The sequence below is a fragment of the Arenibacter palladensis genome (assembly GCF_900129275.1).
Taxonomy (GTDB): Bacteria; Bacteroidota; Bacteroidia; order Flavobacteriales; family Flavobacteriaceae; genus Arenibacter; species Arenibacter palladensis.
This window is the reverse complement of record NZ_FQUX01000006.1, coordinates 237982-258620: the sequence shown is the minus strand read 5'-3', so window position 1 is coordinate 258620 and position 20639 is coordinate 237982. Positions and strand designations below refer to the sequence as shown.

Here is a 20639-nt window from a genome sequence, read left to right as displayed (position 1 = left end):
ATATATAACACTATGTTCCCGACAACCAATTTAAAGGCATTTATATTATCATTTCTGATGCTGGGCGTTATGTTCAGTTGTAAAAATGAAGCGAAGACGGCAACCTCCCCTACCCAGGACAACGCTGGGACGGAGGAAGTTGAAAAGCAGGGCCAGGCCTTTATCGAAGATGATGGTTCCACGCCCAATGTTCTGCAGATTGCAATGGGTTCCCCAGACCATTCTACTTTGGTGGCAGCGGTGCAGGCCGCGGAATTGGAAAACGCCTTGGTAAATGCAGGTCCCCTAATGGTATTTGCCCCTACCAATGAAGCGTTCGCAGCCTTGCCCGAAGGCACTGTGGAAGACCTATTAAAGCCGGAGAACAAAGCGGCTTTGGCCAATATTCTAAAATATCATGTTACGGCTGGTAATTACAGCAAGGAATTTTTAATGAAGTTTAAAAAATTGGGGCAGGCCAATGATCAGAACGTTGCCGTTGAGGTAGTAGGGGAAGATGTTTTGGTAGGCGGCGCTAAAATTTTGGCCAGTGTACCTGCGGGCAACGGAATTGTACATGTGGTAGACAAAGTAATGTTGCCCCCAACAGAATAATTATAGAACTCAATAATCAATTAAATCAAAAACAATGAAAAAGCATACCTATTTAGTAATGGGACTCTTGGGCTTTGCCGCCTTATTGACTAGTTGCGGTAACGGCAATCAAGGCAAAGGTTCTTCAGGAGCATTAAATTCGAGCAACGCTGAAAAAGTCTATGTGGCCCCTGGGGAACATGACGAGTTTTACGCCTTTATGTCCGGGGGATATAGCGGCAACCTAACAGTTTATGGACTGCCATCTGGACGTATGTTCAAGGAAATCCCCGTATTCTCCCAATTTGCCACCTCTGGCTACGGCTATTCGGAGGAGACCAAGCCAATGTTGAACACCTCTTTTGGCTTTGTGCCATGGGATGACTCCCACCACCCTGATATCAGTCAAACCAATGGAGAATTGGACGGAAGATGGATCTTTATAAATGGAAATAACACCCCAAGGATTGCACGTATAAGCCTTACGACCTTTGAAACTGAGGAAATCATTGAGGTACCCAATAGTGCCGGTAACCACAGTTCGTCCTTCATTACCGAAAACACCGAATATGTTGTGGCAGGAACCCGTTTCTCGGTACCTGTTCCCCAGGCCGATATGCCAATTAAGGAATACAAGGGCAATTTTAAGGGTGCCTTATCCTTTATTAGTGTAGATCCGGAACATGGCCATATGGATATTAAATTCCAAATATTGATGCCTGGTTTTAACTATGATCTATCACATCCCGGACGTGGAAAATCCCACGGTTGGTTCTTCTTTACCACCTATAATACGGAAGAGGCTAACTCGCTTTTAGAGGTTAACGCATCTCAAAATGACAAGGATTTTATTGCAGCTATAAACTGGAAAAAAATCGAAGAATACGTAAACAATGGAGGTGGTACAAAAATGCCTGCAAATTACGCTCATAACGTATATGACGAGCATACCCATACGGCAACCTCTATTATGAGAAAAGAAGTTCTTACCGTAGATCCTACCAAAATACCTGGAGCGGTATTTTTCTTACCCACTCCAAAATCACCTCACGGTTGTGATGTGGATCCTTCTGGCGAATATATTATTGGTAACGGAAAGCTGTCGGCAGATTTAACAGTGCACTCTTTTGATAAAATGATTGCGGCCATTGAAGGTAAAAAGTTTGATGGGGAAGCCTATGGCATTCCTATCCTAAAATTTGAGGACGTACTAGCCGGAACCGTAAAAAGTGGTGGTCTTGGACCATTACATACCGAATTTGATGGCGAGGGCAATGCCTATACTACCTTCTTTATCTCTTCGGAGGTGGTGATGTGGAAATTGGGAACTTGGGAGGTTATCGATAGAAAGCCAACTTATTATTCTGTAGGTCACTTGATGATTCCAGGAGGAAATTCAAGAAAGCCCTTTGGTAAATATGTAGTAGCGATGAACAAGATTACCAAGGATAGATATTTGCCCACAGGTCCTGAATTGGAGCACTCTGCTCAATTATATGATATTTCAGGAGATAAAATGGAACTTATTTATGATTTCCCCACTCATGGAGAGCCACACTATGCGGCAGGAATCCCGGCTGAGATCCTAGCGCCAAAATCGCAGAAGATCTATAAGCTGGCAGAAAACAAACACCCATATGCTACCTTAGGGGCAGCTGATGCCAAGGTAGTGCGCGATGGTAAGGATGTTCATATTTATATGTCAACCATCAGAAGTCATTTTACTCCTGACAACATTGAAGGTGTTAAGGTGGGCGACAAAGTATATTTCCATATAACCAATCAAGAACAGGATTTTGATGTACCACACGGTTTTGCTGTAATAGGTGCTAACACCTCCGAATTGTTGGTTATGCCGGGTCAGACCAAGACAATTATCTGGGAACCTAAACAAGTTGGGGTATGGCCGTTCTACTGTACCGATTTCTGTTCTGCACTTCACCAAGAGATGCAAGGATATGTTAGGGTTTCACCAGCAAATTCCAACATAGAGCTATCCTGGTCCCTAGGCGATTAAGATTACTTATTATTAGTTTTTAAGATGAAAAGCGGGTCTAGTTTAAGAAACTGCCCGCTTTTTTAACAAGTTGAAGAAGGGGACAACCATCCAATACATTTTTCGATTTGTAAATAATAAAATGACGATAAGAAATGAAAAATGCAAGTTTAATAATGATTATTGGTCCCCTATTTCTATTGGGATTGTTTGCCTTTCCTTTGTGGAACATTATGTTGGGAGCGCCTCAATATCCAGAACCATTGGGCATGAATATTCATATTTCAGGAATTGAGGGTGTCTCAGAATTTGATTTACAGAATATAGACGGATTAAATCATTATATTGGTATGAAGACGATTCCAAAACCCGGGGAAATGTGGGAATTTGATGTTTTTCCCAAGGTAATTATAGGAATGGTGGTACTTGGAGTGCTAATAGGGCTATTGGGATTCTTTGGAAAAGTAGATTTTAAATGGTTTTTGGGCTGGTTTGTTTTGATGTCCGTTTTAGGCGTTCTGGGTATGTACGACTTTAATGAATGGCTAACGGATTATGGTTCCAACTTGGATCCACATGCCATCATAAAGGTTGTCAATGAGGATGGAACCCCAATGACCTATAAACCACCCTTGTTGGGTTTCCAAAAAATGTTGAATTTTGATGTAACCTCCCTTCCAAGTATTGGGGCCTATATGATGTTCATCGGAATGTCGCTTACATTGCTGGCATCCTATATAGGTTGGAAGAGTAAGGGGACAAAGGTAAAACAGCAATCAAAAAAAGCGGTAGCTGCATAATTTTAAGATATGGTGAAGTATAGTATAGTTGTTTTTATGTTTTTAATGTTGGTCACGTCCTGTAACGTTGGTCCTAAGCCCATTGCCTATGGATCTGATGGATGTCATTTTTGTAGAATGACCATTGTGGACCGGCAACATGCCGCTGAAATTGTTACGGATAAAGGTAAGGTCTTTAAGTTCGATTCCAGTGAATGTATGATGAACCACCTCAAGGATATAGACCAGAAACAGGTAGCCCTTTATCTGGTCAATGATTACAATCAACCTGGGGAATTGATAAATGCAACTAAAGCTACCTATCTGATCAGTGAACGCATTCCTAGTCCCATGGGGGAATTTTTAACGGCCTTTAAGACGGAGCAAGCGGCAGTGGATGCCCTAATGACGTATGAGGGGGACCTATTGACCTGGGAACAACTTAAACTAAGATTTAACTTATAGACATCCAAAAAGCAATCCAAGGGATTGCTTTGGAAGGTTATCAAGAACTGGCTTTTATGTTGATTCTGACATTTAGATATGTTTGGAAATAAATGGCCTTAAAAAACAATGACTATGTACACCATTAACGATCAGATAAAAAATCAGGAATACAATAAGCTTCAGGTAAATAAATTGGTAAAAACAGATGCCTTGGAGATTTTGAATGTTAGCTTGGAAAAGGATGCCATTTTTCCGGAACATACCGCCCCTAGGGATGTTCAATTGATTGTTTTGGAAGGAAAGATCATCTTTCATATCAATGGTAAATCCTATTTTATAAGTGGGCAACAACACTTTAGCTTTCCCAAAGATGTGCCACATTGGGTGTCTGCCGAGGAAAATTCCAAATTTCTGATCATTAGATAATGGGAAGGATAACAGTACTTTTCTGTTTTCTGTTATGTCTTGTTGGTAATCATTTGTGGGCTGGGACCATTACGGTCTGTGGATCCTGTGAGGTGAAAACCATAAAGCAAGGCATAGCCGTGGCTGCTGATTTTGATACACTTTTGATCAAAAAAGGTACCTATAAGGAATTCAATATTCAAGTCACCAAACCCTTGACCATCATTGGGGAAAACTATCCTGTAATTGATGGGGAGGATAATGGCGAGATCATAACCGTAGTTTCAAACAATGTTACCATAGACGGCCTTTTTATTATAAACGTGGGCACCAGTTATACGGCAGATTATGCCGCCATAAGGGTGGTGCAGAGCGAAAACTTTTTAATACAGAACGTGGTGCTGGAAAAGCTGTTTTTCGGTATTTATTTGGAGAAGAGCAAGAACGGCAGGGTATACCATAATAAGATCATCGGGGATGCCGTGGACGAATACAATTCGGGGAATGGTATACAACTGTGGTATTCGCAAAATATAGTTGTGGAGCGCAATATTGTTCAACATGTTAGGGATGGCATCTACCTGGAGTTCTCGGACAATATCACCATTGAAAACAACATTAGTTCGGACAATCTTCGGTATGGGCTTCACTTTATGTTCTCCAATGATGACATTTATAAGGACAATACCTTTGAGAATAATGGGGCAGGGGTAGCGGTCATGTTTTCCAAAAGGATAAAAATGCTGGGCAATACGTTTAAAAAGAATTGGGGAACCACTTCCTTTGGCGTGTTGTTAAAAGAGATCAACGATGCGGAAATTACGGGCAATACCTTTGAGGAGAATACGGTGGGTATCAGCATTGAAGGCTCCAATAGGATAAATTATTCAAAAAATAATTTCATAAAAAATGGATGGGCCATTAAAGTACGTGGAGCCTGTTATTCCAATACCTTTAACCATAATAACTTTATGTACAATTCCTTTGATCTGGCCTACAATAGCAATTTGAACGATAATATTTTTGAGGAAAACTATTGGAGCGACTATACAGGTTATGATCTGGATAGGAACGGAACTGGGGATATTCCCTACAGACCGGTAAAATTGTTTTCCTATATCGTAAACAGAACCCCAGAAACTATTATTCTGTTGCGCAGTCTATTTATGGATATTATCGATTTTTCGGAAAAAGTGTCCCCTGTTTTTACTCCGGACGAATTAGTTGATGCAAAACCTTTAATGAAAAAAATTAAATGATACAGGTTGAAAGCCTTCATAAGAGATTTGGTAAAAATGTGGTATTGGCCGGATTGGAGCTCGATATTCACCAAGGTGGAATTTTTGCTATCCTGGGACCCAATGGTTCCGGTAAAACTACTTTGATAAAAACCTTACTGGGGATGGTAATTCCCAATAAAGGCAGCATAACCGTGATGGATTCCCCAGTTAGAAATAAGTGGAAGTATCGTCAGGACATAAATTACCTTCCCCAAATTGCCAATTTCCCAGGAAACCTTAGGGTTAAGGAATTAATAGCAATGATAAAGGATATTAGGCAGAAACCCAGCAATGAGCAAAAGTTAATCGGCCTATTTGGATTGGAGCCTTTTCTGGATAAAAAATTGAGCAACCTTTCCGGGGGAACCAAACAAAAGGTAAACATTGTATTGACCTTTATGTTCGACAGTCCCTTGATTATTTTAGACGAACCCACCAATGGTCTGGATCCCTTGGCGCTGATCCGCCTTAAGGAACTTATTTTTGAAGAAAAGGCTAAGGGAAAGACCTTTTTGATCACCTCCCACATTATGCAGTTTGTAGAAGAGGTTTCCGACCAGATCGTATATCTGCTGGAAGGTAAAATTTACTTTAAAGGCAGTATTTCGGAATTAAAGACCAAAACCGGACAAAGCAATTTTGAACATGCCATTGCGGCAATATCAACCCACAACAACCATGATTAAAATATTAAAATATAGTTTTTACGACCTAATGCGTAGCCGCTGGAGTTACGTGTATTTTCTGTTCTATCTGTTGTTGGGCTTTGTACTACTGTTTTTGAACAACGAGCTCTCCAAGGCCGTGATAACCTTAATGAACGTTATCATTGTATTGGTACCCTTGATCGGGACTATTTTTGGGGTAATGTATTACTATAACTCCAAGGAATTTACAGAACTACTTTTGGCGCAGCCCATTAAAAGGTCGTCTATTTTTCTGGGCCAATATTTTGGAGTTGCCGGTTCGTTGACGGTGAGCCTGGTATTGGGGCTGGGTATTCCGTTTACATTGTACGGACTGTTCCAAAGTAATGCCATTTGGGATTTTTCGCTATTATTGTTAACGGGTGCGTTCTTAACATTGATCTTTACCGCTGTAGCTTTTAATATAGCCCTTGCCAATGAAAATAAGATAAAAGGATTTGGATATGCCGTACTGGCCTGGTTGTTTTTGGCGGTAATTTACGACGGACTCTTTCTAATGTCATTAATTGTTTTTGAGGAGTATCCCTTGGATAACCTTTCCTTGATTGCAACGATGTTTAATCCAATAGACCTATCCCGGACCTTAATTTTGCTGAAACTGGATATTTCTGCTCTCTTGGGGTATACCGGAGCTATTTTTAAGCAGTTTTTTGGTACAAACCTAGGGCTTTTAATGTCTATCTTTATGTTGTTCCTTTGGACGGTCATCCCTGTTTGGCGTTTGGGCTATGTTGCCAAAAGAAAGGATTTTTAATAGTACCTTTAGCTCAATTCCATGATAGTGCGTGATTGCTACCAAATCCCATATTAAAGTATCCTTAGGCTATTTTTTATTGGCCGCTTTGCTTGGTGTTGTATTGAGGACTTTTGTAGTTGCCCCACTGCCCATCAATTACCGGTTTATAGTACATACCCATTCCCATATAGCACTTTTGGGTTGGGTATATATTGCGCTTACCACCTTGTTGTACCATCTTTTTATGGTGAAGCAGGGTCTGGAGAGGAAGTACCGCAGGATTTTCTGGTTTACACAGATCTGTTTACTGGGGATGTTGTTAACTTTTCCCTTTCAGGGGTATGCCTTGTTTTCTATAGTGTTCTCTACCTTATTCCTTTTGGCTTCCTATTGGTTTTCCGCTTTTTTTATAAAATATGCTCCTAAATCCTTAAAGGATACAAAGGCCTATATCTGCCTGAAGTATGCCCTCTGGTTTATGATAGGATCTAGTATAGGCCCTTGGTCTTTAGGTGCTATTATGACGGTTTTGGGCCCTGAATCCATATGGTACCGACTGGCTATCTATTTCTATTTGCACTTTCAGTACAACGGATGGATGATTTTGGCACTTATAGGACTTTTTTTTTACTTCTTGGAATACCTTAAAATTAAAATTTCCACCAAGACATTTAGGAACTTTTTCCTGACTACGATTCTGGGAATTATTTTGAGTTTTTTTCTGTCTACGCTGTGGACTGGGCCTCCAATGATATATTACATTTTGGGAGGTCTGGGCGCCGTATTGCAGTTAATAGGCTTTGGAATTTTAATAAACATCTGCTTTATAAACAGGACGATTATGAAATCTGCCCTTTCCCAACTTCAGTTGAATGTTTTAAAGTTGGTTGCCTTCCTATTGTTGATTAAAATGATTTTGCAATGGTTCACCGCCTGGCCCTACTTTGCAAATTTGGCGGCTACGGTTTTGGATTTTACTATTGGTTATTTACATTGGACCTTTTTGGGGGTCATTAGCATAGGATTATTTTTCTTTTTGGAATTTTTTGGATTGATAAAATTGTCCAAAATGGCCATAGCATTTTATTTGGGCGGTTTTCTACTTACAGAAGCCCTTATTTTTTATAGGGGGATGGCGGCATGGTTGGGTTGGCCCCTGTTTGAAGATTATTCACAATTCCTTGCAGGTGGAAGTCTATTAATTCCGCTAGCCCTAATTTTGGTCCTATGGCCCAACAAGGTCAATCTGATTAAGACGGAAGCTTAATTGCCCTTGATCCTGTGTTGATAGATATGCATATATAACATGGTGGACATTTTCTGGGCCCTGTTCTTGGCAATCCATGCAACTTCTCCTTCAAAAAGCTCATCAATAGTGGCAAACCATTCGTTAAGCCAAAGTCCAAAATGTTCCGGGGTGATTGTATGGTTCATTTTTTTGTCTACCTCTTGGTGAACGGCTATGGGGTTGCCTATATATTTTCGTTTTAAGAGTAATTGACTCTCCCAAAAATCGGTCAATAATTCCAAGTGACTGTCCCAGTCTTTGATTATGCCATTAAAAATGGGCCCCAATATTTCGTGCTCCCTAATCTTGGCGTAAAAACTAACCACCAATAGGTTTACATCCTGTCTCTCCTTAATTTCCGATTTTAATAACATAAGATTAATCTAACTCCTTAGGGAATACCGTAAAGGTAATTCGTTGCATTTGTATTTTACAATAATTGGTTATGTGGAATAGGTATTGGCAATCGTTCAAACCCACACAGGCATTTCATAATTTATTGTGTTTTCATGTTTGTGGAATATTTTATCCGTAATCATTTTCCGTTATAACTTTAAAAACTAAATTATGTAGCTCCGCATTGACGGGAATTTGGCATGCCAATCTACTTTGAGCGCAGGCATCATCAAGATGGGACAAGGTCTGTTTTTCTTCTTGTTGCATTTTCGAACTTAAAGATCCTTCAAGAATTTGTATATGACAAGTTCCGCACCATGCCCTTCCCTTACAGTCACCCCATTCCTGCAAATATTTGTCAAAAAGAAGTTCCATGAGGCTATGGTATTCGTTTTGCCTACAAGCGGCGGAATTGGTGTGGCCAAATTCGTCTATATAAGTAAAAGTGTAGGGTTCCGGCTTCATTTATTTTTAAATAAGAATCCCTACAATGGTCAAGATACTGAAAATGACACTCAAAACTAATAGGTTAAAGGTAGTTTTAGTGCTTAATCTAGCCAAAACCGCAGCGTTATAGGCCATGCATAAAATAGTTACCAGGAAAAGCAAGGACAATTTGATTGCCTCGGGCATATGGTTCATTAGGACTACCATGGCGGCCACGGATCCAATACAACTTTGCCCAATAATGGCAATGGTGGAATACCCTGTCTGTTCCCTTTTAAATTCGTTTAGCAGTTGATTGTAAAGTCTCATAATCATCAAATTTTAGTGTTATTCCCAAAACCTATCTGTGGTGTTTTCCAAAAATTTGGTTTCCTTATGATGTTCTAAAATAAATTGCAATTGCTGTTCATTGGCCACCTTCTGAATTTCATTGAACAGTACCCTTTCCTCAAAACGTATATGTTGCTCCAGTTCCTCCTCTATGTGGTTTAGGGACTTTTTTAATTCGGTGGTGCTATGGAAAAGGCGATCCAGTCTCCGGTGTTGTGCAATTGCCTTTTTTACCAAACTGTTGTCATTTCCCAGAATAGGGAAGAGGTGTTTTTCTTCCTCTTCAAAATGTGGGATCAAATAGGTTTTATAAAACCAATCGGCATAGGTTTTTATCCGATCTGTAGATACTCCTTTGGAAAGACCGGTCCTAATTTTCCAGGATAGCAATAAACCTTGATGGTGTTCCCTACTCAATGGTTGTATGGCTTTATGTCTTTTTATGGGTTTAACTTTCATATCAAGTTGTTTTATTATGGTTAGGGCCAATTTTAATGGTTAACCGATTACTGTTTTGTACAGTAGAGGTTGGCGGCATTGTAATCCAATGAGGCACGGCGGGGGGAGACTATTTAAAGTATTATGCCGCACCTTATTGGTTACAAAATGGGTCGTCTGGTAAGCTCTAAGCACTTAATTGCTTTTCCAGCGCAATAGCTTTTGGAAAGAGTATGTTATTCTCCAAATGTATATGCCTATGAAGATCCTCTTCAAACTCCTGTAATAGGGAAAATGTGACCCTATAGGTATTGCAGGCATCGGCAGGTGGATTGTAGTTGTTGCTCAACTCATCAATAAGTCTAAATCGGTCCCCTTCATTTTCATGTTCCTGCATCATCATTTGTATGGGGTTTTGAATGGTGCCAAAATGTTGTTCTGCCAGTGGGTTACCGTATTGTTTGCTCTGAATCATTTTGCGTACGGCAGGGAAGACGATGAGTTCCTCTTTTTTCATGTGCATGGCCAGTTCACCTGCGCATTTGTTAAAATGCTCCGTAATTTCAAAAAGCTCCGGATGCCGGTCGCCATGTACCCGGCATAGTTTTGCTAAATATTGATTTAAGATAGGTATTTGTGCCTCAACGTATCTATGATGTTTTTTCTCTATATAGTCTGCCAAGAGGTCTAAAGGCCATGTTTTAAAATCGATATTGTCATCATTGGTTTGATGCTGTACTGTTTCAATTTCCTGTAAGAGAAGATTGGGGTCCAGCTTACTATTTTCCGCTACCTCTACAATACTCCGGTTTCCCTTGCAACAAAAATCTATTTTATGATTTTTGAATACTTGGGCCGTACGATAGTTTTCTGCTACTATTTCGCCAATATTCTTCGTCATTAAATTTTCCATAGTTATTAATTGTTAAAATTTATAATTGAATCCGTTGCCATAATGGCAACTGCTTTAAAATCCTTTATTACGGTAAGACTATGTTTCAATCCTGCAGGAACCAACATAGTAGACCCTTTCCTCAATATGTAATTAGTGTCCTTGGTTTTAAGTATGGCTTTACCTTCTTGGACAACAATGACCGCTTCATGGGAGCTACTGTGTTCTGGCATACCCGTATCCGCCACGGCCTCAATTTGTAATACTTTTAGATTTTCACCTACCTGTAGGTGTGTCAATTGTGGTCTGTTCAATACTTCCATATTGTTCATTTTTATGCTTAATTCCCCAGTTTTGTTTTTCTGTTTCCGTCCATAAGCTTGGAAAGAATTTGCGTTGCTGATATTTTGGATGGAGGTATTTTTTCCAATCCGAACCACCAGTGGCCTGTTTGTTTTCGCCTTGTTTGTCCAAATAGTGTTCGGCAGTGCTTAAATGGACTATGGGCCAATCAATATTGTACAGCTTGTCGAAGGTGCGAAGCCTGTTCCTAAGTGCATCCGGGACATAGGGCAGTTGGTCCAACTTATCTTCCAAGGTATTGCCCATGACAGTTTTGGCAGTTTCCGTCAAGCTTGAGAGATATTTTTCCTCAAAAAGTTGAAGTGTCAAGGTCTTTTTGCCAGTTTTGGGATCTGTTCCGGCATCTTTCCAATAAATATGGTCAAAACATTCCCTTAAATCCGGATTGTTGGAACGTTCTTTTTTAAATCTATGGCTAATTAGGTTTACCAAGGAGGTGCAATGCAGTTCTATAAACCTGAATTGAGCAGATTGAAAACCGCTGGCAGGGGTCAATGTTTTTCTAAAGGTGTTGTAATCCTCATAGTCCATACCAACCTTCATGATATCAAAAGAACTGATCAGCATGGAGGTGTAATGTATAAGTCGGTCCACTTTGTCTATGAGAAAGCGGGTAGTAGGTAATTCTTCTTTTACTATCTGCTGTAATTCATGCAGCATCATCTTTAGGTATAATTCAGTCACCTGATGGTACATTATAAAAATGGACTCATCCTTAAAATTGGTTCGCGGTCTTTGAAGGGAAAGTAGGGTTTCTACTTCTACATAATCCCAATAGGTAATTGGTTTTGCATGAAGTAGGCCCTCTAGATAGGTGTCGGGATTTTCCCCAAGGGCCTGGTATTTTTCTACTAATTTGTTGGTAATGTTTAACATGGACAGATTATTGTTGATTTAATGGTGTAATGGACATCATGGTTCGTTAGTTAAAGATTTTAAGACCTTTTTATCTTTTATTAATGTAAAATTTTATCTTTTTAAGTGGGTTAGACCAATTTCCAATCCTGTTGCCAATTCATACAGGCTGGTATTTTGTAACATTATCTTTAGATTGTCCCTGATACCCACAAATTTATCATGAACGGGACAAGGCTGCCTGGCATCACATTGTTCCAGACCCAGACCACAGCCACTGAATATTTTGTCACCGTCTATGGCATGTACTATATCGTGTAATTTTATGGTATCTATTTTAGTTTCCTCGATCTGAAATCCCCCTGTTGGGCCCTTGTGGGAATCTATGATCCCGTTTTTGGCCAAGGATTGCAATATTTTTGCGGTAAATGCCACAGGTGAATCTACCTCTTCCGCTATCTCTTTAAGGCTTACGCGCTCTTGCCGCATAGATTTTACAGCTATGTAGATGGTTGCTTTAATTCCGTACTCGCAGGCCTTTGAAAACATATTGTTTTTATATTAAATCGTTACAAATATAATGCTTATTCTTATTTCGGACAAATTTATCCTAAATAAATATTCATGACACTTTTTTAATTTAGGTCATAGGGTTTTATTGCTAATGCTCCCCGTAACCTATATCGTCCATTTTCCCTTTAAATACCCTATATTGAATAAATATATAGGCAATTAGGAGGATAACGGCAATTATAAACCAATTTATGCCTACTGAAAGGCCATATTCATCTGCCGCTACATTGTAAACGGTCAAAGACGGATTTACTGCATTTGTAGACGGTAGGAGCTTTGGAAAAATAGACGCTGCGGTGGAGGCAAAACCCCCAAGGATAAATAGGGAGGAGAATATAAAGCCTGTCCCATCCTTTTTAAAGGTCCTTATCAGAAATAGCCCGAAAAGGCCAATGAGGGTCAATATTGGAAAAATCCACAACCATGGCGTTTCAATAAAATTATGAAAGGGCTTTGGGGCTATAACATGCCAAACAACAAGGGAGAGGACTACCAGAGCCATTAAGACGAAATTGAGTCTAAAAATAACCGTTCGTAAGGTATTGTTGAGGTCAGAATTGGTCTTGTAGATGATCCAATTGGCGCCATGAATGGTAAGGGTGACCACCCCGACCAGCCCCAGCAAAATAGTAAACCAATCAATAATTCCAAGATGTTCTGCAGTTGGACTAAAAGTGGGATTCCACAAAGGAAGAAAAAAATAGTGGGCCTCGTGGGCAGAGACACCGTTTTCTACCATACCCAAATTTACCCCCCTAACAACATTGCCCAGGGCTATACCAAAGAAAAGGGCCAAAAGGAAACTAGCTATTCCAAAGGCTTTGTCCCAGACTGCCTCCCATAATCTGTTATGGATCTGACCTCTTAGTTCCAGGCCTATCGCCCTAAAGATAAGCAGCCATAGAATCATGATCAAGGGCAGGTAAAATCCGCTAAATGAAGAGGCATATAAGGTAGGGAAAGCAAAGAAAAGAACACCTCCCGAGGCGATGAGCCAAACTTCGTTGGCATCCCAGAAAGGGCCAATGGCATTGGTAATGGCCTTTTTGTCCTTTTCTTTTTTTGCGAAAAATAAATGTACTATTCCCGCTCCAAAATCATAACCATCCAAAACTACATAGATGGCCAACATACTCATTAAAACAATGTACCAGAATAATTCCATAGTTAAGCTTCAGCGGTTACAGGTCCTTTATTTATAATTTTACCTACAAGTATTAAAAATAACATTCCCAAAAGAAGATATAATCCAATAAATCCCAATAAGGTGAACAAGGTATTTCCGGAGGATACCGTTGGGGAAATTCCTTCAGAAGTGCGCAATAGGTTATATACCAACCAGGGCTGTCTCCCCAATTCTGCAGTATACCAACCAGTGGTATTGGCAATATAGGGAAAGGGGAGGAAGAACAGCAGGGACCACAAAATCCATTTGGTACTGTATAATTTTTTACGCCATAGTTGAAAGGCTCCCAACGCCATTATTCCTATAAATAGGGTGCCCAGACCTACCATAATGTGATAGGCATAATATAATCCAGGTATATTGGTGGGGTAGTTTTCCGGTTCAAATTCGTTCAATCCTTTTACCTGTGCATCCCATTTTTGATAGGTTAAAAAGCTCAGTATATTGGGAACTGCAATTTTGTTGTCCAATTTCTTATCGACCACGTTAGGCTGCCCAATCAACACAATTTCCGATCCGCCATCCTGGGTTTCAAATAATCCTTCCATGGCCGCAAAAGTAACAGGCTGATGTTCCACCACATTTTTTGCTGCCCAATCACCAGTTGGAAAGGCTACCAATACAGAGGATATAAGCCCAAATATTACCCCTGTCTTAACAAATAGCTTACCGAAACTACTGTGCTTGTCGTTCAAAATATAAAATGCCCCAATGGAGGCCATTACAAAGGATGCGGTTACCAAACTGGCCAACTGATTGTGCAAATAGGAGGGCAAGAGCCAAGGGTTTGAGAACAAGGCGCCAAAATTGTTCAATACAAATTTGCCATTGCTCAATATTTCATATCCTACAGGATGCTGCATCCAGGAATGGGTGGCAATGATTAAAAAACCACTGGCCCAGGAACCTAAAAAGACCAGGAAACCTGTTACAAAGTGCAATTTGTGTCCCAATAATTTCTCGCCGAACAAAAACAGTCCCAAAAATGAGGATTCAAGAAAAAAGGAGAACATCCCTTCCATGGCCAAGGTCTGCCCAATGATTCCCCCCGTCAATTCGGAAAATTTGGCCCAATTGGTCCCAAATTGAAATTCCATGGGTATTCCGGTAACCACCCCCATGGCAAAATTAAGGGCAAAGATCCGCATCCAGAATTTGGCTGCCTCATTATAATGATCAATTCGGGTTCTGAGGAATTTCCATTTAAAATAAACGATGATCAGGGAGAGGCCCATGGTAAGTTGTGGAAACAAATAGTGGAAGGTGATAGTAAAGGCAAATTGCATTCTATCATAAAAGAGCATATCCTCCATGAAAAAAAACTTAAGGTTTATTTTGGCTTAAAATTAAATAACAAAAAATTAAATTAGGTAACAGTGGTTACTTAATTCCTTATTTAAATTGAATAAAAACAAATTAGTTCATTACCTGACAATTGTCATCTTTTTATGTTTTAAATATGCATTATATTTGTGCAGTATTTAAAATATTGCAGTCTTTTGTCATGAGGGATTGCATCAATTTGAAAATCAATAATGAAACATTTAATCCTATTTGTAGCGATAATCATGCTGATAAAGCCACTTTGGCCTTTAGCTGAGTATGCTGTAAATTACGATTATATTGTGGAGAATCTTTGCGAAAACAGGGCTACCCCTTCCTTACATTGCGATGGTAAATGTTATTTGGCCAAACAATTGGCCAAAGAATCGGAAGGAAGCGATAAAAACCCGTTTGAGGGCAAACGGTTCAATTTGGAAATCCAGTACATTTCTTCATTCGACCCATTATTCGTTCTTGGGTCGGCCAATGAATGGGGTGTTACCGTTCAAAATAATTATAAGGGAATCCAAACTTTGATTCCCGGTCTTTATACTACAGATATTGCACAGCCACCAGAGCTGGGATAATTCAATTATCGTCAATGGACAGCTAAGTCCTTTTTGCTAAGCCATGACGTCTTAAAGGAATTGTATTATCTAAATAAATCAAATGAACATTATTAAATGTGTCCATAAGGTGTGTACAATACTTATGGAAACAAGCAGACCTATATACATTTGGGTGTTGTTGTTGGGGATATTTATTTTTCCCATTAACATTGGTGCACAGGAATTGGTTTTGCCAAAGGATTCGATCATAACCATCAATTTGGACGAAGTTATACTTATTTCGGCCAGAAAGACTTTGGATTACCACCGCCAGCCCAAACCTCTCTCTACCTTGGACGAGTATTTGGAATCCTCTAAAAAGGTTGATATGGTGAAACGTGGAGCTTATGCATGGGAACCGACTCTGAACAATATGTTTTCGGAACGTCTTTCGGTAACTATTGATGGAATGAGAATTTTTGGTGCATGTACGGATAAGATGGACCCCGTGACTTCCTATGTGGATGTGTCCAATTTATCACAGGCGCATATAGCTTCCGGCCAGCAGGGCACCGAACACGGAAACACCATTGGTGGGACCATTAATTTGGAGCTCGACAGGGGTAATTTTAAGGAAACGGGACTATACGGTGGAGTGGAGACGGGTTTTGAGAGCAACAACCAAATGAGTGTTGTTGGGGCCGAACTTAATTATTCCAATTCCAATTTCTACGTGGATACGGATATCATTTATCGCAAGGCAGAAAATTATTTTGCTGGGGGCGATGAAGAAGTGGAGTTCTCCCAATTTGAGAAATATAATTTCTCCGCCAATGGGGGCTATAAAATTGCCGAAGATCAGGCACTGACAGCAAGTCTTATTTACGATGAAGCTAGGGATGTAGGTTATCCTGCATTGACTATGGATGTTTCCTTGGCAAGGGCCATCATTGCATCTGTGGGTTTTGAGCAGGATGCTTTGTGGGGCAGTTTAAGCAATTGGAAATCCAAGCTATATTTTAATAAGGTAACCCATGTCATGGATGATACCAAGAGGCCAGACGTACCTATCCATATGGATATGCCGGGTTGGAGCGATACCTATGGCTTTTATTCCCAAGCAGCACTGCAGGCCAAAAAACATCAATTTTTATTTAAGGTAGACGGGTATTACAATAAGTCCTTGGCAGAAATGACAATGTACCCCAATGACCCAAATGAGTTGCCCATGTTTATGCTCACCTGGCCCGATGTACGCACCGCCAATGGCGGGGTCTATGCGGAGGATGAGCTGGATCTTAAGGGGAGTTTTCTTAAAATAGCGACCAGGATGACCGTTCAAAACCAGAATGTTGCGGACGAGTTTGGGCTGAATAGTCTAAAGATTTTTTATCCGGAGATGGAGAAATCCAAAACAAGGTTCCTAAAAAGTATTTCTGGGCAATGGCACAAAATGTGGATGCCATGGCATTTTAATGCTGGACTTTCCTACGGGGATAGGGCACCTTCAGTTACCGAAGGCTATGGGTTTTATTTGTTCAACAGTTTTGATAACCATGACTATATTGGAGATCCAGGCCTTGTCAACGAAAAATCTATGGAGGCCAATACCAAGATCTCCTGGGAAAAATCCAAGCTAAAACTAAGTGGCGAGGCTAATTTTTTCCACATCGCCGATTATATCATTGGGGAAATTGATCCTTCCCTGAGTGTGATGACCATAGGGGCAGAGGGAGTAAAGATTTACAAGAACCTGGAGTACGCCAATTTGTTCAACACTTCCTTGGATTTGGAGTACGCCATTCTACCGGAACTGACATGGTCCGGATTGATCTCCTATCATCGTGGTACGGACAATAATGGTGACAACATACCTTTTATAAGTCCATTTTCTTACCGATCCGGTCTTCAGTTTGATAATAGGTCATTTTCAGCTGCTTTAAGGATAACCGGAGCTGGGAAACAAGTGAACTACAACCCCGAATTCGGGGAAGATCAAACACAGGCCTATACGGTTTGTTCCTTGACCTTTGGCAAGACTTTTAAGTTTAACAACGATTCCATGTACGCGAAGTTCGGGGTAGAGAATATTTTTGACGAAAACTACTCCACCTATACCGATTGGAAAAATATCCCAAGAATGGGACGAAACTTTTTTTTAACACTTTCTTATTCAATTAATTAATAACAATAATCATATGAAAACAATAAAACTAGGTCTAGTAACAATTATAGCTGCTATGGGGATGATATCATGCTCATCCGATGGGGACGATTCACCAAAAAATGATGTAAATCCTTTGGCAGAATTTAACTTGGTAGCAAATATTGAGGCCAATGGCCATAGTTTGGAACTGTATTCCGAGGGGAAAACGGGTTTTAACACCGGATACAACGAACTTTTTGTGCGTATAAAAAATAATGCAGATGATACGTATTATACGAATCCTGAAATTACATGGCTGCCCGTAATGCATATGATGAGTATGAATCATTCCTGTCCAATATCCGAACTAAGCATTTCAGATGATTACGACACGGTGGCTACGGGATATATCGTATTCCAGATGCCTGGAAATACCGATGAATTTTGGGACATAACGTTTACCTATGAGGTAGAGGGACAGGAATTTTCGGTGACGGAGACCATAGACGTTACAGCACCAAGCGATGGAAAACAAACGGTTACTTCATTTATGGGAAGTGATGATGTAAGGTACGTTTTGGCAATGGTAGAACCAACAGATCCGGAGGTTGCCGTTAACGATATAAAGGCCATGTTGTTTAAAATGGAAAGTATGATGAGCTTTCCCATCGTGGAAAACTATACTATAGCACTTGATCCACGCATGCCTAGTATGGGTAACCACAGTTCCCCCAACAATGAAGATTTAACCTATGACGCTGTTACCAAAGCGTATAACGGAAAACTGTCCTTGACCATGACAGGATATTGGAAACTTAATCTAAAATTGTTGAACAGTACAGGAGAAGTATTAAAAGGTGAGGATATTACCGACGAGAACGAAGCAAGTAGTCTATACTTTGAATTGGAATTTTAAATAGTACTAGCTTATAGGATATAAAAAAGGCTGCCCATTGGGCAGCCTTTTTGTATTGTAAACTCTTGGTGTTTAAAAATGGTAACGAACAAATGCTTCCATGGCCGCGTAATGTGCCAATCCCAATTCATCATATTTGGTAGCAGTTTCTTTGTTCCTGTCTTCTGCACGTTGCCAAAACTCCCGTGAATCCGATCCTTGGAATACCACTCCGTCTTTTTGGGACTGGTGTTTGAAAATTCCATAGCGCTTAGCCAAAACCTGGCTTGGACTCATAGGCACGGCCATTTCAATGTCCTCTATATCCCATTCTTGCCATGCTCCACGGTACAACCACAACCAACAATCCTTCATGTAGGATTTAGTCTTAAGGCGTTTTAGGGCTTCAAAAATAATGTCCAAACACACCTTGTGGGTACCATGTGGATCTGCCAAATCGCCGGCGGCATAGATTTGGTGAGGTTTAATTTTTTCTATCAAATCCATGGTAATTTTGATATCTTCCTCTCCCGGAGGATTCTTCTCAATGGTACCGGTTTCGTAGAAGGGCAGATCGTTAAAATGAATCTGTTCGTCCGTAAGTCCAACGTAATAACTAGTTGCCCTAGCCTCACTTCTACGGATAAGACCCTTTATGTTTCTTACTTCTTCAATGTCTATTTCACTGGTCTTTTTGTTCTTGATGAACTCCGTTGCCTTTTTGTATATCTCAATTGATTTTCTGTTGTCCAGACCAAATGAGCGGTTGTAATCGATCACGAAGTCCGAGAATCGCAGGGCTTCGTCATCGGCTACTGCTATATTTCCGGAAGTCTGATAAGCTACATGCACTTCATGGCCTTGATTTTGTAGACGCATGAACGTACCTCCCATACTAATGATATCATCATCTGGGTGCGGACTAAAAATAAGTACGCGTTTTTTGGCCGGATTTGCTCTTTCCGGTCTATTGCTGTCATCGGCATTTGGCTTACCTCCAGGCCAACCGGTGATGGTATGCTGTAGTTTATTAAAAATTCTAATGTTGATATCGTAGGCATCCCCAACTTCGGTCAACAAATCGCTCATACCGTTTTCAATATAGTCGGCCTCGGTCAACATTAAGACTGGTTTCTCCAATCTTAACGCCAGTCCAACTACGGCTTTCTTGATCATTTTCTCATTCCATTCCACTTTCTCAACGATCCATGGGGTGCTTACCCTGGTAAGTTTTGAAGAAGATCCATTGTCAAGGATAAAAACACTGTTTGGATGTTCCTGTAAGTAGGATGCCGGTACCTGTTCTGTAATAGGTCCCTCTACTGAAGCTTTAATGATTGAGGATTTTCCTTCCCCCCAAGCCATAAGGATAACTTGCTTGGCCTGCATTATTTGCTTTATACCAAGTGTAATAGCTGTTTTAGGGGTATTGTACAATCCTTGAAAATCTTTACTGGCTGCCACTCTTGTAATGTGGTCCAGAGTAACCAGCCTGGTTTTGGAATTGGGTAGGGATCCGGATTCGTTAAAACCGATATGACCGTTACCACCTATACCCAAGATCTGTAAATCGATGCCGCCCAAAGCATCTATTTTGGCTTCATACTCCTTACAATAATCCGCAATATCCTTTTTCTCCAACGTACCATCGGGAATATGATAATTTCCTGGTTCAATGTCCACATGGTTAAAGAGCAATTCTTTCATAAAACGCACATAACTTTGTATGGCGTCCGGTTCCATAGGATAATATTCGTCCAGGTTGAAGGCTATAACATTTTTGAAGCTAAGGTTTTCTTCCTTGTGCAAACGTACGAGTTCTGCATACAGCCTTTTTGGAGTGGAACCTGTAGCAAGCCCAAGGACACACATCTCATTGGCCTTTTGTTTTTTCTTAATTAATGTCGCAATTTCAGCAGCAGCTGCCTTGGACGCAACCTCGGAAGACTCGAAGATTACCGTGTTGATTTTTTCAAACCGTTTTTCAAAACTGGTAACCTTGTCGATTTTACTTATAATCATGGAGAGCTAGATTT

At 40.3% G+C, this 20639-nt stretch carries 23 protein-coding genes; 12 read left to right on the top strand and 11 right to left on the bottom strand.

What is annotated here, in order from left to right; translation table 11 throughout:
* Positions 1-12: 12 nt before the first annotated feature.
* The 9 genes from BUA60_RS16635 (at position 13) to BUA60_RS16595 (ending at position 8190) form a co-directional block, all read left to right on the top strand.
* Positions 13-594, top strand: a complete 582-nt coding sequence (locus BUA60_RS16635) for a fasciclin domain-containing protein (protein WP_072863622.1) — start codon at positions 13-15, stop codon at positions 592-594.
* A gap of 34 nt (positions 595-628) precedes the next feature.
* Positions 629-2590, top strand: coding sequence for a Sec-dependent nitrous-oxide reductase (gene nosZ, locus BUA60_RS16630; RefSeq protein ID WP_072863619.1), 1962 nt, complete (start codon positions 629-631; stop codon positions 2588-2590).
* A 134-nt stretch (positions 2591-2724) separates the two neighbouring features.
* Positions 2725-3369 (top strand): hypothetical protein, encoded by a 645-nt coding sequence (locus BUA60_RS16625; protein WP_072863617.1) that lies wholly within the window; start codon positions 2725-2727, stop codon positions 3367-3369.
* A 9-nt stretch (positions 3370-3378) separates the two neighbouring features.
* Positions 3379-3813, top strand: a complete 435-nt coding sequence (locus tag BUA60_RS16620) for a nitrous oxide reductase accessory protein NosL (protein WP_072863616.1) — start codon at positions 3379-3381, stop codon at positions 3811-3813.
* A gap of 114 nt (positions 3814-3927) precedes the next feature.
* Positions 3928-4221 (top strand): cupin domain-containing protein, encoded by a 294-nt coding sequence (locus BUA60_RS16615; protein ID WP_072863614.1) that lies wholly within the window; start codon positions 3928-3930, stop codon positions 4219-4221.
* Positions 4221-5459, top strand: coding sequence for a nitrous oxide reductase family maturation protein NosD (locus BUA60_RS16610; RefSeq protein WP_072863612.1), 1239 nt, complete (start codon positions 4221-4223; stop codon positions 5457-5459). The genes BUA60_RS16615 and BUA60_RS16610 overlap by 1 nt, the downstream gene beginning before the upstream one ends.
* Complete coding sequence (locus BUA60_RS16605) at positions 5456-6166, top strand: ABC transporter ATP-binding protein (RefSeq protein WP_072863610.1); 711 nt, start codon at positions 5456-5458, stop codon at positions 6164-6166. Before BUA60_RS16610 ends, BUA60_RS16605 begins: the two co-directional genes overlap by 4 nt.
* Entirely contained in the window at positions 6159-6941 is a 783-nt protein-coding gene (locus BUA60_RS16600) for an ABC transporter permease (protein WP_072863608.1), read from the top strand. Before BUA60_RS16605 ends, BUA60_RS16600 begins: the two co-directional genes overlap by 8 nt.
* 31 nt (positions 6942-6972) lie before the next feature.
* Positions 6973-8190 carry a hypothetical protein gene (locus BUA60_RS16595; protein ID WP_072863606.1) on the top strand — a complete coding sequence of 406 codons (1218 nt, stop codon included), beginning with the start codon at positions 6973-6975 and terminating at the stop codon, positions 8188-8190.
* On the opposite strand, the gene BUA60_RS16590 is transcribed toward BUA60_RS16595, so the two are convergent.
* The 10 genes from BUA60_RS16590 to BUA60_RS16545 all read right to left on the bottom strand — a co-directional run bounded on the left by BUA60_RS16590 (position 8187) and on the right by BUA60_RS16545 (position 15004).
* Positions 8187-8585 carry a group III truncated hemoglobin gene (locus tag BUA60_RS16590; RefSeq protein WP_072863604.1) on the bottom strand — a complete coding sequence of 133 codons (399 nt, stop codon included), beginning with the start codon at positions 8583-8585 and terminating at the stop codon, positions 8187-8189. The two genes, BUA60_RS16595 and BUA60_RS16590, sit on opposite strands and share 4 nt — an antisense overlap.
* Positions 8586-8736: 151 nt before the next feature.
* A complete protein-coding gene (locus tag BUA60_RS16585; RefSeq protein ID WP_072863602.1) occupies positions 8737-9072 on the bottom strand; it encodes a 2Fe-2S iron-sulfur cluster-binding protein in 336 nt (111 codons plus the stop codon).
* A gap of 6 nt (positions 9073-9078) precedes the next feature.
* A complete protein-coding gene (locus BUA60_RS16580) occupies positions 9079-9363 on the bottom strand; it encodes a hypothetical protein (protein WP_072863601.1) in 285 nt (94 codons plus the stop codon).
* Positions 9364-9381: 18 nt separating this feature from the next.
* Positions 9382-9843: a hemerythrin domain-containing protein gene (locus tag BUA60_RS16575; protein WP_072863599.1), complete on the bottom strand. Its 462-nt coding sequence runs from the start codon at positions 9841-9843 to the stop codon at positions 9382-9384.
* A 166-nt stretch (positions 9844-10009) separates the two neighbouring features.
* Complete coding sequence (gene ric / locus BUA60_RS16570) at positions 10010-10735, bottom strand: iron-sulfur cluster repair di-iron protein (protein ID WP_072863598.1); 726 nt, start codon at positions 10733-10735, stop codon at positions 10010-10012.
* Between the two features lie 5 nt (positions 10736-10740).
* The gene (locus BUA60_RS16565; protein WP_072863596.1) at positions 10741-11037 is read right to left on the bottom strand and encodes a cupin domain-containing protein; all 297 of its coding nucleotides are present in this window, start codon (positions 11035-11037) and stop codon (positions 10741-10743) included.
* A complete protein-coding gene (locus tag BUA60_RS16560) occupies positions 10991-11953 on the bottom strand; it encodes a tryptophan 2,3-dioxygenase family protein (protein WP_072863595.1) in 963 nt (320 codons plus the stop codon). Before BUA60_RS16560 ends, BUA60_RS16565 begins: the two co-directional genes overlap by 47 nt.
* A 93-nt stretch (positions 11954-12046) precedes the next feature.
* Positions 12047-12481: an RrF2 family transcriptional regulator gene (locus tag BUA60_RS16555; protein WP_072863593.1), complete on the bottom strand. Its 435-nt coding sequence runs from the start codon at positions 12479-12481 to the stop codon at positions 12047-12049.
* 112 nt (positions 12482-12593) lie between these two features.
* Positions 12594-13670: a cytochrome d ubiquinol oxidase subunit II gene (cydB, locus tag BUA60_RS16550; RefSeq protein ID WP_072863591.1), complete on the bottom strand. Its 1077-nt coding sequence runs from the start codon at positions 13668-13670 to the stop codon at positions 12594-12596.
* 2 nt (positions 13671-13672) lie between these two features.
* Positions 13673-15004, bottom strand: a complete 1332-nt coding sequence (locus BUA60_RS16545; RefSeq protein WP_072863589.1) for a cytochrome ubiquinol oxidase subunit I — start codon at positions 15002-15004, stop codon at positions 13673-13675.
* A 222-nt stretch (positions 15005-15226) separates the two neighbouring features.
* Between BUA60_RS16545 and BUA60_RS16540 the strand changes: the two genes are divergently transcribed.
* From BUA60_RS16540 to BUA60_RS16530, 3 genes are all read left to right on the top strand, one after another.
* A complete protein-coding gene (locus BUA60_RS16540; RefSeq protein ID WP_143153214.1) occupies positions 15227-15601 on the top strand; it encodes a hypothetical protein in 375 nt (124 codons plus the stop codon).
* 82 nt (positions 15602-15683) lie between these two features.
* Complete coding sequence (locus tag BUA60_RS16535; RefSeq protein ID WP_143153213.1) at positions 15684-17747, top strand: TonB-copper family protein; 2064 nt, start codon at positions 15684-15686, stop codon at positions 17745-17747.
* Positions 17748-17760: 13 nt separating this feature from the next.
* Complete coding sequence (locus BUA60_RS16530) at positions 17761-18624, top strand: hypothetical protein (protein WP_072863584.1); 864 nt, start codon at positions 17761-17763, stop codon at positions 18622-18624.
* Between the two features lie 72 nt (positions 18625-18696).
* On the opposite strand, the gene nagB is transcribed toward BUA60_RS16530, so the two are convergent.
* Positions 18697-20625, bottom strand: a complete 1929-nt coding sequence (gene nagB / locus BUA60_RS16525; RefSeq protein ID WP_072863583.1) for a glucosamine-6-phosphate deaminase — start codon at positions 20623-20625, stop codon at positions 18697-18699.
* Positions 20626-20639: the final 14 nt, after the last annotated feature.

Excerpts from the sequence above, each read along its gene's own strand:
- nosZ (WP_072863619.1), top strand. The coding sequence starts at position 629 with ATGAAAAAGCATACCTATTTAGTAATGGGACTCTTGGGCTTTGCCGCC.
- nagB (WP_072863583.1), bottom strand. The coding sequence starts at position 20,625 with ATGATTATAAGTAAAATCGACAAGGTTACCAGTTTTGAAAAACGGTTT.
- ric (WP_072863598.1), bottom strand. The coding sequence starts at position 10,735 with ATGGAAAATTTAATGACGAAGAATATTGGCGAAATAGTAGCAGAAAAC.
- BUA60_RS16635 (WP_072863622.1), top strand. The coding sequence starts at position 13 with ATGTTCCCGACAACCAATTTAAAGGCATTTATATTATCATTTCTGATG.
- BUA60_RS16565 (WP_072863596.1), bottom strand. The coding sequence starts at position 11,037 with ATGGAAGTATTGAACAGACCACAATTGACACACCTACAGGTAGGTGAA.
- BUA60_RS16540 (WP_143153214.1), top strand. The coding sequence starts at position 15,227 with ATGAAACATTTAATCCTATTTGTAGCGATAATCATGCTGATAAAGCCA.
- BUA60_RS16535 (WP_143153213.1), top strand. The coding sequence starts at position 15,684 with ATGAACATTATTAAATGTGTCCATAAGGTGTGTACAATACTTATGGAA.
- BUA60_RS16615 (WP_072863614.1), top strand. The coding sequence starts at position 3,928 with ATGTACACCATTAACGATCAGATAAAAAATCAGGAATACAATAAGCTT.
- BUA60_RS16530 (WP_072863584.1), top strand. The coding sequence starts at position 17,761 with ATGAAAACAATAAAACTAGGTCTAGTAACAATTATAGCTGCTATGGGG.
- BUA60_RS16585 (WP_072863602.1), bottom strand. The coding sequence starts at position 9,072 with ATGAAGCCGGAACCCTACACTTTTACTTATATAGACGAATTTGGCCAC.
- BUA60_RS16605 (WP_072863610.1), top strand. The coding sequence starts at position 5,456 with ATGATACAGGTTGAAAGCCTTCATAAGAGATTTGGTAAAAATGTGGTA.
- BUA60_RS16610 (WP_072863612.1), top strand. The coding sequence starts at position 4,221 with ATGGGAAGGATAACAGTACTTTTCTGTTTTCTGTTATGTCTTGTTGGT.
- BUA60_RS16625 (WP_072863617.1), top strand. The coding sequence starts at position 2,725 with ATGAAAAATGCAAGTTTAATAATGATTATTGGTCCCCTATTTCTATTG.
- BUA60_RS16600 (WP_072863608.1), top strand. The coding sequence starts at position 6,159 with ATGATTAAAATATTAAAATATAGTTTTTACGACCTAATGCGTAGCCGC.
- BUA60_RS16620 (WP_072863616.1), top strand. The coding sequence starts at position 3,379 with ATGGTGAAGTATAGTATAGTTGTTTTTATGTTTTTAATGTTGGTCACG.
- BUA60_RS16575 (WP_072863599.1), bottom strand. The coding sequence starts at position 9,843 with ATGAAAGTTAAACCCATAAAAAGACATAAAGCCATACAACCATTGAGT.
- BUA60_RS16560 (WP_072863595.1), bottom strand. The coding sequence starts at position 11,953 with ATGTTAAACATTACCAACAAATTAGTAGAAAAATACCAGGCCCTTGGG.
- BUA60_RS16555 (WP_072863593.1), bottom strand. The coding sequence starts at position 12,481 with ATGTTTTCAAAGGCCTGCGAGTACGGAATTAAAGCAACCATCTACATA.
- BUA60_RS16545 (WP_072863589.1), bottom strand. The coding sequence starts at position 15,004 with ATGGAGGATATGCTCTTTTATGATAGAATGCAATTTGCCTTTACTATC.
- BUA60_RS16580 (WP_072863601.1), bottom strand. The coding sequence starts at position 9,363 with ATGAGACTTTACAATCAACTGCTAAACGAATTTAAAAGGGAACAGACA.
- cydB (WP_072863591.1), bottom strand. The coding sequence starts at position 13,670 with ATGGAATTATTCTGGTACATTGTTTTAATGAGTATGTTGGCCATCTAT.
- BUA60_RS16590 (WP_072863604.1), bottom strand. The coding sequence starts at position 8,585 with ATGTTATTAAAATCGGAAATTAAGGAGAGACAGGATGTAAACCTATTG.